The 13,767-nt window shown below is 36.6% G+C and carries 17 protein-coding genes and 1 pseudogene; 10 read left to right on the forward strand and 8 right to left on the reverse strand.

Features of this window, described 5'->3' with window-relative positions:
- Positions 1 to 11: 11 nt before the first annotated feature.
- Both QUF99_RS09275 and QUF99_RS09280 read left to right on the forward strand, forming a co-directional pair.
- The gene (locus QUF99_RS09275; protein ID WP_289369659.1) at positions 12 to 809 is read left to right on the forward strand and encodes an NAD kinase; all 798 of its coding nucleotides are present in this window, start codon (positions 12 to 14) and stop codon (positions 807 to 809) included.
- A 15-nt stretch (positions 810 to 824) separates the two neighbouring features.
- Positions 825 to 1,712: an RluA family pseudouridine synthase gene (locus QUF99_RS09280; protein WP_289369660.1), complete on the forward strand. Its 888-nt coding sequence runs from the start codon at positions 825 to 827 to the stop codon at positions 1,710 to 1,712.
- 32 nt (positions 1,713 to 1,744) lie between these two features.
- Here QUF99_RS09280 and prpE read toward each other — a convergent pair whose 3' ends face one another.
- Together prpE and QUF99_RS09290 are read right to left on the reverse strand one after the other, a co-directional pair.
- Positions 1,745 to 2,485 carry a bis(5'-nucleosyl)-tetraphosphatase PrpE gene (gene prpE / locus QUF99_RS09285; RefSeq protein ID WP_289369661.1) on the reverse strand — a complete coding sequence of 247 codons (741 nt, stop codon included), beginning with the start codon at positions 2,483 to 2,485 and terminating at the stop codon, positions 1,745 to 1,747.
- A 117-nt stretch (positions 2,486 to 2,602) separates the two neighbouring features.
- Complete coding sequence (locus tag QUF99_RS09290; RefSeq protein ID WP_289369662.1) at positions 2,603 to 3,763, reverse strand: FtsW/RodA/SpoVE family cell cycle protein; 1,161 nt, start codon at positions 3,761 to 3,763, stop codon at positions 2,603 to 2,605.
- A 547-nt stretch (positions 3,764 to 4,310) separates the two neighbouring features.
- On the opposite strand from QUF99_RS09290, the gene fabI reads away from it, so the two are divergent.
- On the forward strand, positions 4,311 to 5,087 hold the full coding sequence (gene fabI, locus QUF99_RS09295) for an enoyl-ACP reductase FabI (RefSeq protein WP_289369664.1): 777 nt from the start codon (positions 4,311 to 4,313) through the stop codon (positions 5,085 to 5,087).
- A gap of 99 nt (positions 5,088 to 5,186) precedes the next feature.
- Here fabI and QUF99_RS09300 read toward each other — a convergent pair whose 3' ends face one another.
- The 3 genes from QUF99_RS09300 to QUF99_RS09310 all read right to left on the reverse strand — a co-directional run bounded on the left by QUF99_RS09300 (position 5,187) and on the right by QUF99_RS09310 (position 6,252).
- Positions 5,187 to 5,438 carry a hypothetical protein gene (locus QUF99_RS09300; RefSeq protein ID WP_289369665.1) on the reverse strand — a complete coding sequence of 84 codons (252 nt, stop codon included), beginning with the start codon at positions 5,436 to 5,438 and terminating at the stop codon, positions 5,187 to 5,189.
- Positions 5,435 to 5,863, reverse strand: a complete 429-nt coding sequence (locus tag QUF99_RS09305; RefSeq protein WP_353958421.1) for an NAD-dependent epimerase/dehydratase family protein — start codon at positions 5,861 to 5,863, stop codon at positions 5,435 to 5,437. Before QUF99_RS09305 ends, QUF99_RS09300 begins: the two co-directional genes overlap by 4 nt.
- A 113-nt stretch (positions 5,864 to 5,976) precedes the next feature.
- Complete coding sequence (locus tag QUF99_RS09310; RefSeq protein WP_289369666.1) at positions 5,977 to 6,252, reverse strand: GDP-mannose 4,6-dehydratase; 276 nt, start codon at positions 6,250 to 6,252, stop codon at positions 5,977 to 5,979.
- 338 nt (positions 6,253 to 6,590) lie between these two features.
- On the opposite strand from QUF99_RS09310, the gene QUF99_RS09315 reads away from it, so the two are divergent.
- Entirely contained in the window at positions 6,591 to 7,319 is a 729-nt protein-coding gene (locus QUF99_RS09315; RefSeq protein WP_289369668.1) for a glycosyltransferase, read from the forward strand.
- Positions 7,320 to 7,378: 59 nt separating this feature from the next.
- Positions 7,379 to 8,056 (forward strand): CotO family spore coat protein, encoded by a 678-nt coding sequence (locus QUF99_RS09320; RefSeq protein ID WP_289369669.1) that lies wholly within the window; start codon positions 7,379 to 7,381, stop codon positions 8,054 to 8,056.
- Positions 8,057 to 8,304: 248 nt separating this feature from the next.
- Here the strand turns inward: QUF99_RS09320 and QUF99_RS09325 are convergent, their stop codons facing one another.
- Positions 8,305 to 8,730, reverse strand: a complete 426-nt coding sequence (locus QUF99_RS09325; protein WP_289369671.1) for a CotY/CotZ family spore coat protein — start codon at positions 8,728 to 8,730, stop codon at positions 8,305 to 8,307.
- A gap of 129 nt (positions 8,731 to 8,859) precedes the next feature.
- Between QUF99_RS09325 and QUF99_RS09330 the strand changes: the two genes are divergently transcribed.
- The 3 genes from QUF99_RS09330 (at position 8,860) to QUF99_RS09340 (ending at position 10,641) form a co-directional block, all read left to right on the forward strand.
- Positions 8,860 to 9,216, forward strand: coding sequence for a DUF1360 domain-containing protein (locus QUF99_RS09330; RefSeq protein ID WP_289369672.1), 357 nt, complete (start codon positions 8,860 to 8,862; stop codon positions 9,214 to 9,216).
- A 77-nt stretch (positions 9,217 to 9,293) separates the two neighbouring features.
- The gene (locus QUF99_RS09335) at positions 9,294 to 9,458 is read left to right on the forward strand and encodes a cytochrome C oxidase subunit III (protein ID WP_289369673.1); all 165 of its coding nucleotides are present in this window, start codon (positions 9,294 to 9,296) and stop codon (positions 9,456 to 9,458) included.
- Positions 9,459 to 9,852: 394 nt separating this feature from the next.
- On the forward strand, positions 9,853 to 10,641 hold the full coding sequence (locus QUF99_RS09340) for a HipA family kinase (RefSeq protein WP_289369674.1): 789 nt from the start codon (positions 9,853 to 9,855) through the stop codon (positions 10,639 to 10,641).
- Between the two features lie 444 nt (positions 10,642 to 11,085).
- On the opposite strand, the gene QUF99_RS09345 is transcribed toward QUF99_RS09340, so the two are convergent.
- The gene (locus QUF99_RS09345) at positions 11,086 to 11,703 is read right to left on the reverse strand and encodes a polysaccharide deacetylase family protein (RefSeq protein ID WP_289369675.1); all 618 of its coding nucleotides are present in this window, start codon (positions 11,701 to 11,703) and stop codon (positions 11,086 to 11,088) included.
- A 136-nt stretch (positions 11,704 to 11,839) separates the two neighbouring features.
- On the opposite strand from QUF99_RS09345, the gene QUF99_RS09350 reads away from it, so the two are divergent.
- A complete protein-coding gene (locus tag QUF99_RS09350) occupies positions 11,840 to 12,547 on the forward strand; it encodes a glycosyltransferase family 2 protein (protein WP_289369676.1) in 708 nt (235 codons plus the stop codon).
- A gap of 215 nt (positions 12,548 to 12,762) precedes the next feature.
- Positions 12,763 to 13,131, forward strand: a pseudogene (locus tag QUF99_RS09355) (hypothetical protein); the annotation flags it as partial.
- Between the two features lie 10 nt (positions 13,132 to 13,141).
- Here QUF99_RS09355 and QUF99_RS09360 read toward each other — a convergent pair.
- The gene (locus QUF99_RS09360; RefSeq protein WP_289369677.1) at positions 13,142 to 13,597 is read right to left on the reverse strand and encodes a CotY/CotZ family spore coat protein; all 456 of its coding nucleotides are present in this window, start codon (positions 13,595 to 13,597) and stop codon (positions 13,142 to 13,144) included.
- Between the last annotated feature and the right edge of the window lie 170 nt (positions 13,598 to 13,767).

Raw genomic sequence — 13,767 nt, forward strand, 5'->3', positions numbered from 1 at the left:
GGTGTTGGGCCATGAAATTTGCAATTATGTCAAAGGGAGATCAATCATCAAACGCACTTGCAAGTACGATGACGGAGTATTTGCAGGATTTCGGGTTTACAGTGGACGAACTAGAACCGGAGATTGTGATTTCTGTTGGAGGAGATGGAACGCTTTTATATGCGTTTCACCGTTATTATAACCGGTTGGATGAGACAGCGTTTGTCGGTGTACATACCGGGCATTTAGGATTTTATGCAGATTGGTTGCCAACAGAAGTAGAAAAACTTGTGATTGCGATTGCAAAGACGCCGTTTCAAGTAGTGGAATATCCACTGCTTGAGGTTATTATTCGTTACGTGAATGGTAGCAAAGAATCACAGTATTTAGCGTTAAATGAAGCGACCGTGAAAAATGCTGAAGGGACGTTAGTTACAGAGGTGGAAATTCGCGGAGAATATTTTGAAACGTTTCGCGGAGATGGTCTATGTATTTCTACTCCTTCAGGAAGTACAGCATATAATAAAGCGTTAGGCGGAGCGATTATTCATCCTTCTATTGAAGCGATTCAAATTGCAGAAATGGCATCCATTAATAACCGTGTCTTCCGTACGGTTGGTTCACCACTTGTTCTACCAAAGCATCATACATGTGTCTTAAAACCGACTGCGGGTATGAATTTACAAATTACGGTTGACCATTTAACGATGGTTCATCAAGATGTAAAATCAATTCAATACCGCGTTGCAAACGAGAAGGTACGCTTCGTTCGTTTTCGTCCATTCCCATTTTGGAAACGTGTTCGAGATTCGTTTGTTGCGGATGAGTAGAGAGGGTTTATGTATTTGAAACGATTTACATTAAAATGGCATATGACAGAAGTAGAAGAGGGCATGCTTATTCGAGAGTTCTTAAAAACGAAAGGTATTTCCAAGGCTGCTTTAACAGATATAAAGTTTAACGGCGGCGCGATTGAAATTAATGGTGAGCATGCGAATGTTCGGCACATATTACAAGTAGGTGAGCAATTACAAGTATGCTTCCCGTTAGAACAGCGAAGTGAAGGGATGCAAGCGGAGGATATTCCTCTGTCTATTGTATATGAAGATGAGTCTGTTCTTGTCATAAACAAGGCCCCTTATATGTCGACGATTCCGTCAAGGGAACATCCAACTGGAAGTGTAGCCAATGCACTCCTATATCATTATGATAAACAAGATCTTGCAAGTACAGTACATATTGTAACGAGACTAGACCGCGATACTTCAGGTCTCATGCTAATTGCGAAAAATCGCTTTATCCATCATCTATTATCAAAGCAACATCAGCAAAAGCAAGTGAAGAGAACATATGAAGCAATCGTTCATGGTGAAGTAATAGAAGAGTCGGGAACAATTGATGCACCAATTGGAAGAAAAAGCGATAGCATTATTGAACGAATTGTATGTGAAGATGGTCAAAGGGCGGTTACACATTTTCGTGTTATGGAGAGATCTCCTGAAAAGACGCGGGTTGCTCTGCAGTTAGAAACAGGAAGGACGCATCAAATTCGTGTCCATATGGCGCATATAGGACATCCGTTGTTAGGGGATGACTTGTATGGAGGTAGTGCCGAACATATGAAAAGGCAAGCGCTTCATAGTACGAGTTTAACGTTTTATCATCCGGTGTTAGAAAAGAGACTGACGTTTCATGCAGATGTGCCGGAAGATATGAAAGAAGCATTGAAATAAGCTGTCCTCAGTGTATGAGGGCAGCTTATTTGTTATGTGATTGCACGAAATTTCTCTGGTACAAACGGCATAGAAGAAGGTACCGAAATGGTCTCCATTTCTGGGTAGCGTAGCCCCGTTAGTTTCCCGCCAAATACGGATCCAGTATCAATATTTACCGTATGATTAACAAAACGAGGTTCTGCTACGGGTGTATGACCATATACAATCCAAGCTTCTCCGGTGTAATGCTTGGCCCAGTCACGGCGGACAGGGGAACCATCTGGATGCTTTTCGCCTGTAATGTCACCGTACAATACGAATGTTTGCACTTTTTTATCTTGTCTTCCTATATAATCTTGCCGAATACCAGCGTGACAAACGATGAGCTTTTTATCGTCGAGTACGTGATAAAGAGGAGATTTCTCGTAAAGATCGATAAACTTTTTCTTGATTGCCTGCTGTTTATTAGGAGATAAAGCCTCGTACTCTGCCACGGTCGTTTCTAAACCGTGGGCAATCGTCACGTTACGTCCGATGAAAAAGCGGTACAACTTATTACAATGATTGCCGGGGGCGTAATATGCCTCTTTGTTCTTCATCACAAGCTCCCACACAATTTCAATCATGCGTAGCGATGCTGGACCACGGTCAGTAATATCGCCGACAAAAGCGAGCTGTCTCTTCTCCGGGTGGACAGGAAGACCGTTACCCCAGTTGTAACCAAGCTGCTTCGTTAATGCTTCAAACTCTTCTAAACAACCGTGAATATCTCCGATAATATCGTACATCATTATGGATCACCTGCTTTGTTTTTTTATTAGTATACCTCTAATAGAATGAGAAAAAAACCATACCCTTGTGGATATGGTTTAACAGTACTTCGGCAGAAATCTTCTTTAGAAGTATTTTTAATCGAACATAAATGTTTTCGTTCGTGACCGTACGTTCAGTACAAAGCCAATCGCAATCATATAGGTCAGTAAGGAACTACCACCATAACTCATAAGAGGAAGCGTAATCCCGGTAATTGGAAGTAAGCCAATTGTCATTCCAATATTTTGGAATACTTGGAATGTAAACATTCCGATTGTTCCTGCACAGATGTAGCTACCAAACGGATCATTACTTTCTAATGAGATATGAATCATACGATAAATAAGTAAGAAGTAAAGTGAAATAACAACACTTGCTCCTAAAAATCCGAACTGCTCTGCAATATTTGTGAAAATAAAGTCTGTATGCGGCTCTGGGAAGTATACTTGTCCATTCTCCCAGCCTTTTCCGTGCAGTTCACCGGATCCGGTAGCTAAAACAGCCTGCCGTAATTGATACCCTTGTGTTTCATATTCATAAGGTGCTAACCAGCCGTAGAAACGGTCCAATTGATACTCTTTTAAAATATGTTCCTTAAAGAAAGCTGTATGTGCAAAGTAAATGTACGTGAGTGCGGAACCAGCTGCTGTAACAAGACCAGCTAAGCCGAAAATAAAGCGCCAGCGTATACCAGAGACTAAGATCATCGCCGCTAGCATTGCTGAAATAACCATTGTATTTCCTAAGTCCGGTTCTTTCGCAATGAGAAGCAGTGGTGGTAAGCTAGCTCCAAATATTTTGCCGAGTAAAATGAGATCCTCCCGCGGCGTTCGAAATGGATATTTTTCATTGTGATTTACGATAATGCGGCCAACTACAAGGATTAAAAATAATTTCATAATCTCAGAAGGTTGTAAGTTACCGATTCCTGGTAAGCTATACCAAGCAGTGGCCCCCTTAATTGTTACTGCTCCTGGGATTTTGAATTCAAGTCCAAGTAGAAGTAGCATTGCAAATCCATATAAATACCAGGCAATTTGCTTATAACGATCAAAGTCGATAATCATAACTGCAATAATTGCTACGATCCCAATGACATACCATTGAATTTGTTTGAAAACAAAGTTTACCTGTTGTAGAAAGGGTGGTAAAGATGGTTGGGCACTGGAAATAGCAAAACAGCTCACAATCGCGATTGCGAGTAAAATCAGTAGTAAGACGTAATCTATTCGATATTGAGAATTCTTATCTTTCACCGTACGTAGTCCTTTCTGTTGCTCGTTGTTTTATAAAAAAAAGACGCTATTACCATATTAGCTGATTTTTAGTTGTTTGCAAATATGTTGTTTGGATTTTAAGACGGGAATGTTAGATAAGAGCATACTTAGTAGAGGAAATGAAAAATATGCTTATATATAAATACAAATTAAAAAATCGACATAAAACCCTTCTTTTTAGGTGGAAGAGAGCATCCGGCTATGCATAGAGGCGGTTAGATCCTTTTCCTGCCCCAGACACAGTGAAAATAAAGAGAGAAAACGAGTGTAGGTCACCTTTTGTTATCCATAGCCGTGGCTTATATGTCGAAAAATCAAAATGGATTTATATAGAAGGAAAGTGATGCACAATCTAATATATAAAGTGATTTTCACTTATGAGAAGGAAAGGGAGAGATCAGAATAGAAATAAAGAAACATCTATAAAGAATTTTATTTTGCCTTCTTTCGAATTTGTGATATGATATAAATATATTACCAGGTACTAATAACTACTATTATTAATTAAAATTAGGGGGATAAATAAATGAGTCTTCTCAACTTAAAAGGAAAAAATATTATTGTTATGGGTGTTGCGAACCAACGAAGCATTGCATGGGGAATCGCTCAATCACTACATAGTGCAGGAGCAAACTTAATTTTCACATATGCGGGTGAGCGTCTAGAAAAAAACGTACGTGACTTAGCAGAATCATTAGAAGGACAAAAATCTATTGTTTTACCATGTGATGTAACAAACGATGAAGATATCGCGCGTTGCTTCCAGTCTATTAAAGAAGAAGTAGGTGTTGTCCACGGATTAGCACACTGCATCGCATTTGCAAACCGTGATGATTTAAAAGGAGAATTCGTTGATACATCTCGCGATGGTTTCTTACTTGCGCAAAACATTAGCTCATTCTCATTAACAGCTGTAGCAAGAGCGGCGAAACCGTTAATGACAGAAGGCGGCAGCATCGTTACATTAACATACCTTGGCGGCGAACGCGTTGTATCGAACTACAACGTAATGGGCGTTGCAAAAGCATCATTAGACGCAAGTGTAAGATACTTAGCGAACGACTTAGGACAGCATAACATTCGAGTGAATTCTGTATCAGCAGGACCAATTCGTACATTATCAGCAAAAGGCGTTGGCGACTTCAACAGCATCTTAAAACAAATTGAAGAACGTGCACCACTTCGTCGTAACGTAACGCAAGAAGAAGTAGGAAACACAGCGTTATTCTTATTCAGTGATTTAGCGAGCGGTGTTACTGGTGAGAACATTCATGTGGATTCTGGGTATCATATTTTAGGGTAGTAATTCTATATGAATAGCTAAAATGAACAAAAAACCTCTTGGATCGTAAAAAATATGCGATTCAAGGGTTTTTTTCATTATTGCATTCATCACTTCGTGTTACTGTTTTGTAGTGATCGTACAAATATCTTCAAAACGGATATGACTTTGATCCGTCCCCGAACAAAGTACGATTTCTTCATGATTCACTTCACATATTTCTCCTGTTTCATTTTGTTTACCGATAATTTCTACTTCTTTTTCTAACCATTCTGTAAGATATTGTTTCAAATCTGTACCAAAGAAAATAGAAAATAATTTGGAGGACACTGCAAATTCCTTTCCAAATGCTAATACTAATTCACGTTTCACACAAGGGTCCACTTCAGGGGCACTAGTATGATCTCTATCTTGTATCTTTTTGTCTGTTTTGTAAATGTAATAGCTTGATAAGCAATAAGAATCTCAGAATCCGTCGTTTGTAACGAAACGAAATCATTCCCTGCAACATGTACAGTTCCTGTAAACTCTTGTATGTCTTCGCATAACAAGCTCTCGGTCCCCACCATGTATTTACTTCCCTCTATATGTTTCATCTTTTTAGGATGAACTTCAGGGGCTCCATAAGCTTTGCTTGTGACCTCTGCATTTGTTTGCTTTGCAAGTTCCAGCATATTTCTTGTTCCAGATATATTTACATCTATCGTGCCAAATGGAGTAGATTGATAGAATTTTGGAGAAGCAGGAGATGCAAGATGATAGATTTCATCTCCTGCTGATAGGGATACTATATAAATCCATTTTGATTTTTCGACATATAGCCGCGGCTATGGATAACAAAAGGTGACCTGCACTCGTTTTCTCTCTTTATTTTCACTGTGTCTGGGGCAGGAAAAGGATCTGACCGCTTCTATGCATGAACGGATGCTCTCTCCCACCTAAAAAGAAGGGTTTTATGTCGGTTTTTTAATTTGTATTTATATAGTTGTAAAATATCAGATGATGATACGTCAGCTTGTAGAAATTTGAAATTACAATTATGTAGTATTTCTTGCAAGTTTTCTATATTCCCAGTAGATAAATTATCCAGCCCTATTACAAAAGTTTCATTTGTGTTTAAGAGAGTTTTAGCTAAATAAGAACCAAGAAAACCAGCAACTCCAGTAATCACAACTGTTTTTGTCAATTTGCTCACCTCGTGCTGTTGTGTACGAAAGTCTGTTTTATCTCGCACTAACGGGCAGTAAGACTCCACCTTAAAGGAATGCAGGAAGCAAAGAAGTTAGGTAAGTGATAAATCTGCCCGTAAGAGTCCGATTCGTTCAACTCCCCGCATTGAGGGAAGTTTCACTTTATTAGTTGTAAAACAATTCAATTCACCAATACAGTATATGAACGGTGGAATAGAACGTTCTGAGAGGTTTTTGGAATATACAATGTATGTTATTCGTATGATGTTATAAACACAGTTTGTGTAGGGATATATGGCCCCTGAGGGGAATAAATAATAATGGGGGCGAATAAATGGCCTCGATCATTGCGGTTACAAAGCGTGAACATTTTTTGGAGAATGTGTTTAACAATTATGAACATCAACGGTATAGGGAGAAGGAATTAATTATTATATTGAATAATGATGCTATGGATATAGATAGGTGGCAAAAAAAGGCACAGGAGATTGAACATGTTCGTGTTTTTCGATTAGAAAGCAGTATTACACTCGGGGAATGTTATAACTTCGCTATTCCGAAAGCAAAATACGATTATATTGCAAAGTTTGATGATGATGATTATTACTCTCCATATTATTTAGAAGAGGCGATGAAGGGATTAAAAGTAAGTGGTGCAGATATGGTTGGGAAGAGTACCATTTTTATTTATTATTTTAGTAATCAAATGCTTACTCTGTTTAACGAAAAGAAAGAATTTATTAAGTTATGCCTGGAAGAAGAATTATATGAAAAATATTTAATAGGTGCCACTTTCGTTTTTAAAAAGGAAATATTTCCAAATGTGACATTTGAAAAAGTGAATGATGGGGAGGATACGCTTTTTTTGAGGGCTTGTTTAAAAAAAGGTTTTAAATTATATAGTACTTCTAAATATAACTATGTGTATATTCGATATCCTAACATCCGTCATCATACTTCTACATTTCAAGAACATAAACTTTTTCAAAAATCAACGGCGGTGAGGAGAATCAACAATTTTAAAGAATATATTGAGTATGATTCAAAGGACATTTTTCAGTAACTATATGTAGATGGCTGTGAAAAGGAACAGCAAGTAAGTCAAACAGGGGAGGGAAAACCATGGGGAAGGAGAAAAAAACTTTTACAGAACAACAACCACTTCTCTATATTGCTCAACCAATACGCTCGCAACCAGTTGGACGTATGCAAAAAGTATTTATTGTAAAACAAAATTCTATTGAACAATATCAATTAGACTTAGATAAGGAAGATAAGAGTGAAAGTTTACCAAATGTGCCTAGTTCAGAGGTGGAAAATGAAGAAATAGAAATTCAAGTAGAAGAAAAACCTTTTTCGGTGGAAGAGGAAAGTGTTTCAGTTGATAATGAAACAGAAATAGAGAAAGATGTAGGGAAAAAGAAAGTTTTTACACAAATGACCAACGTGCCTAGTTCAGAGGTGGAAAGTGAAGGAATAGAAACTCAAGTAGAAGAAAAACCTTTTTCGGTGGAAGAGGAAAGTGTTTCAGCTGATAATGAAGCGGAAATAGAGAAAGATGTAGGGAAAAAGAAAGTTTTTACACAAATGACCAACGTAGAAAAAATCAATTATGTATTAAATAGGCCACATTACATTCCTAATATCCAGTGTGCAGTTCAAACGAAGAAAGAGGTATATGTTGGATATATCGTATCATTTGAAAAAAAGGTTTTGAAAATGAAAAATAGCACTCATTTCGGGTTTGTTACTATAGCACTTGCAGATATTGAAACGATACAAATGAAAGGATTAGCGTAAATATATAAATCCATTTTAATTTTTCGACATATAAGCCGCGGCTATGGATAACAAAAGGTGACCTGTACTCGTTTTCTCTCTTTGTTTTCACTTTGTCTGGGGCAGGAATAGGATCTGACCGCTTCTATGTATGGCCGGATGCTCTCTCCCACCTAAAAAGAAGGGTTTTATGTCGGTTTTTTAATTTGTATTTATATAGAAAAGCGGTAGAAAAAATTCTACCGCTTATAGTTTTTAAGTTTACATAATTAAACGCCGTGAATAAAAGTATCTTCGACGCATGCAATTGCACAGAAACAATTTAAGTCCACAATGATACATTGATCTGTTTTTTCAAATTTACACATACCTACACTTCCATCGTGTAATTTTAACACTCGTAATACAGCACAGCTGTCGTCTATGCTTTCTACACGGAAGAATTTTGACGCGTCTGTACCATTACAATTATCCTTCAAAAAGTGTGCTTTAAATATGTCACCATCTTTGCTGTACAAAGAAAATACTCTTGTATTAGCTTTCATTCCGCCAGATGGCATACCTAGCATAGGGTTTAAACAATTGGAAGTACAGATAAAGTCGACACATGCGGATTGTAGTTCATCAATGAAAGTTACAACATCACATACGCAGTTGAAACTTTTAGGGTGGCTATGTTTGTCGTTACAGCTCATTTATTTCACTCCTTATCATTCAGTTTACTTTTACAATAATAGAATATTGAAACGGGTGTAATTTGGTTACTAACCTAAGCTTGTCTTTTTGAAAATAGGCATGAGTTCTTTTGAGGGGAGATGAGGAATTTGTTACTTGATAGTTGGTTGTTATTTGCTATATTTTCCTGCGCCGCGTTTCGTTTAACGCGCCTTATTGTTTATGATAAAATTACATCATTTTTGCGTGTTCCATTTATTGAAGAGGTGCAAATAAATGAACCAGATGGTACAGTATCCACTTATACGAAAGTAAAAGGGAAAGGATTCCAAAAATGGATTGGTGAATTGTTAAGTTGTTATTGGTGTACGGGTGTGTGGGTGAGTGCATTTTTACTTTTGTTGTATTATTGGGTTCCTAAAATAGCAGAACCACTTTTGCTATTGTTAGCTATTGCAGGTGCTGCAGCTATTATAGAAACGATGATTGGGAGGGTTATTGAATAGGAAAATGGGGGAACAGAGTAGAAAGGTTGTTCATATAGTAATATAGATAGAATTGTACAGCAGAGGAGATGTTTGCTATGAGAGATAATCCGCAACCAAATCCATATAACCTTCATCCATGGTATCAAATGCAACAACAAGAACAGATGCAGAAACTACAGAAGCAAGGCTTTGTGAAGAAAAAGGGTTGTAACTGCGGCGGAAAGAAAAAGAACACTTCTGATCAACAAAACCAAGGCTAACAAAACACTCATGCTATTGTGAGTGTTTTTTAACCTATCACGCTATGTTAGAGTCAATTTATTTTTATTTATTGATATTCAAAATAGCACATTCAATATTGAAAATGCATATTTCAAACCTTCAGATAAAATTTTAACAACTTTATTGTTATTCAGTAGTGTTGCAGTAATGTAATCTAAGTCATCTGAATGTTTATTGAGCTGTAAAATGTTATTTTAAAAATATTTCCAACATTATTTATACAACACTACTAATTATTATTATGAACTTTATTGTGTCAAAGACCATACATTCTAATATAATGATATATTTACAAAAGTAGTAAAAACATTTTAATTGGGAAGAGTTAATATGGAGTGTAATCTAAAGAGAGTGGTTTTTAGGAGGCATTCAATGCGAAAGATACCTAAACTTTATCCAATCAGGTACGTGGATACGGTTAATAAAAAAGGAAAACCAGTGATTGCTCACTCTCATCCTCAAATCATACTATTTAATGACAATAAAAAATATTTAGTTAAATTTAAAAATAATCCACAAGGGAACCGAATGTTAATGAGAGAATTTATTGTTACCATGTTGGCCAAACATCTTGATCTTCCAACAGTACCTTTTGAGATTGCTTATATACCAGAAGAATTCATTTTGATAAATGAATTGGATAAATATAAATTTAAACATGGTAATCAGTTTGCAAGTTTATATCTAGAAAACTGTAGGGGTCTGTGGTGTAATCCTGAGAAGAATCAGATGAAAAACCGAGATATACTAGCAGGTATTACCGTATTCGATTTTTGGCTTAGAAATATAGATCGTGATGAAAGTAATATCTTGCTGAGACCGATTGGAAAGTCTGATTACTTCATCTATATAATAGACCATGGAAATTGTTATCCAAGTAAAAGAGAGTTATTGAAATTGATAGCTGATCCCAGTAAGCTGGAACTTTCTGTTGTGCATAAATGGTGTCTGTCCATGTTGAATGATGAAATAGAACTTACGGATTTTCTTCGAAAAATAATGAATGTACAGGAAAGCTTGATCTGGGACTTCATTTACTCTATTCCAGGAGACTGGCAAATCTCTGATATCGCAAAAAAGGAGTTTTACACCGATATTGTAGAAGCAAAGCAGGTGTTGCCTGATATTGTAGAAATAATAAGTCGCTATGTTCAATCTTGATTCTTTTATTACTTTCTTTAAAGAAACCTGTCAACAATATAATCCCCTGAATACTTCTGAAGTAATAATTCTAGAGGGTATTCACACCATTAACGGAAGTTTTTTCATCTATATAAATCCATTTTGATTTTTCGACATATAGCCGCGGCTATGGATAACAAAAGCTGACCTACACTCGTTTTCTCTCTTTGTTTTCACTTAGCATGGGTTAGGAAAAGGATCTGACCGCTTCTATACATGGCCAGATGCTCTCTCCCACCTAAAAAGAAGGGGTTTATGTCGGTTTTTTAATTTGTATTTATATAATTCATCGCAATTCCGATTTTTCCTCACTTGAACTATACTTTCATATACATATCAAACAATCTATACTTACTCGAAAGTAAATACTGATAGTCAAGACATGCTGGCTTGACTATCAGTATTTCTTCTTAGCTTTTTGTTTTACCACTTTTCTTTTATAAAACACCGATTATGGAATTCAGGAATGGCGATAAAACTGAAACCCGAATGTATTAAATCCTCAATCATTCCTGGCAAGGATTTAACAGTAGCGTCCCTAGGACCACTCCCGAATTGATCACCATCGTGTAAAAGAATAATGCTATCGGATTTGGTGTATTTTCGGATTCGCTCTTCAATCAAAGCCTTCTCTTTTATGAACCAGTCCAAACTATCGACATTCCATAATACAGATGTTAATCCTAGTCCATGAATGGCATGATAGGAAGTATTATTGATTTTGCCATACGGAGGACGAAATATCGTTGGTTCCTCATCAATTATTTCTTTTATAGCCGAGTTAGTTTTTAAGATTTGCTCCGTTATTTCAAGTGACGTGATACCGGTGATTACAGGATGATTCCATGTATGGTTTCCTATTACATGGTTCTCCTTTTTTATGCGTGTAATGATTTCGGGATACTTCTTTACAGCTTTACCTACCACAAAAAATGTGGCTTCAATATTATAGGTACTTAAAATATCAAGAATCTGAGTTGTATACGGTGATGGTCCGTCATCAAAGGTAAGTGAAACGAACCGTGGTTTAGTAATAGCCATTGACAACATCCTTTATCTTAAGTTTTATGTTTCCATCTGGACATACGTATTAGTTCCCTTTAAACGGCACTTCATAAACTACATTAAGTTATTAAATTGTGCCTTGAAAGCACATATCTCGGAAGGAGAATTTTTTATGGTATCCATTATCACTTGTACGAAAAGAGAAGACTACATTGACAACGTGTTTGAAAATTGCCAAAGACAAGAATGGAAGGAAAAAGAGTTGATTATTATCTTGAATAACGATTCAATGAGTATTGAAAAATGGAAAGAAAAAGCCCGATTTTTTCCTAATACCTCGATTTATCAGTTATCGGAATCAATTTCATTAGGATATTGTTTGAATTTTGGAATTGAAAAATCACAACATGGCCACATTGCTAAATTTGATGACGATGATTATTATGCTCCCAAATATCTTACACAGGCAATGGATGCCTTAAAGGAAAAAGGAGCAAGTGTCGTTGGTAAGATAACTACTTATTTATATTTTGAAGATAAAGGGTTACTTGCTGTTCATATGCCGAATTATGAAAATGAATATCTGCCGAAAAATATAAACCTAAAAGGTGCGACCATTGTTTTCAAAAAGGATGTATTCAGCAAGGTGCAATTTGCAGACAAGAACTGTGACGAGGATGATATTTTCACCAGAGATTGTCGCAAACACCGAATAAAAGTATACGTTACTGATAGAAGCAACTTTGTCTATATACGGAGAGAGGATCCGGGACACCATACCTGGAAACAAAAATATGATGAAATCTTAAAGTATTGCAGCGATGTAAGGTCAACTAATGATTATAAGGTTATAGCCTCCCATGTATTGAATAAAGAATAAGCTTTCCATCCTTCAAAAACATTTCACTCAGAAAAACAGATGAACATCCCTTTATTGCAGTTGGTTTACTTACAGTTATATTCAATTATACGAATGTATTTGATGGATTATTACCCCTTTTTACTTGATGAGAAGGACAGTCTAACGGTAAATATCAAATATATATAAATTCATTTTGATTTTTCGACATATAGCCGCGGCTATAGATAACAAAAGGTGACGCAATGTTCAAAAGTGGTACGAGTTGTAGAGGCGTGTGTGAGTCGTTTCAATACGATATTCCAAGAGGAGAAAATTGTACACGGTTAGGGAATCTATCTAAGGGACAACAAAAATATAAGGAAGCTATTTTCTAGTTTCAAACGGCAACAGGGGTTCCGATTCCTACAGAGTCTCCTTTCCATAGTCTAGCGAGTTGTACGTGGGTTCCATATTTACAAATGTATGTATGCTATAGTCATTTAGGGAATCAGGAAAAGGCCGTCTATTATAATGAATTGGCTGCTAATGATGTTCCTGATAATTCAGCAATAGCGTATAACCGTAAATATTTTGCAGATGTATTGAGAAATGATTGCCAATGATCGTCGAATTTTAGCAGTTTGGAATAGACGCGTCACGTAAACATTGAATACCACAGAAACAGGTTAAATCAACAGTGATACAAGAAGGGGTTGCACGTAATTCAGCGTGCCGGAGAGTTAAGTAAGTACAGACAGGATTGGGGCTAGAATCAGGTTCTTCCCGTATAACAACAATTAATGCTCGGAGTACGGCACAGCAATCTTTATCTACACTCTCTACACGAAAAATGGGGGATCGGCAATTTGAACTTTTGGAAGGAACATATGCTTCAAATGGTTTTCCTGATTTTGTGAATAAAATAAATGGACGTGTATTGGGTATCCCTGTTTTATAATGCGAGCCAAGAAAGGGAATTTTATAAGCCTTAGATGGGGATTCTTGTAATTCATGTATGAATTGGACGATATCACATACACAGCTTCCATCAAAATATGTATCGTGTTCGACGTTACAGTTGCAACTCATTTTGTTCCCTCCTTATCCTGAGTTTACACTATTAGAATATGAGCCGAGAAGGGATGATATTACGGGAGACAAAGCTGATTTCTTTTTAGAGAAACAGGAGACATTCTTATGAATAGAGCTGGACAATAAGCAGGATGTTATTTGAGGGAGATGTAAAATAAAAAAGTCAG

This window comes from Bacillus sp. DX4.1 (genome assembly GCF_030348195.1).
Lineage (GTDB): Bacteria > Bacillota > Bacilli > Bacillales > Bacillaceae_G > Bacillus_A.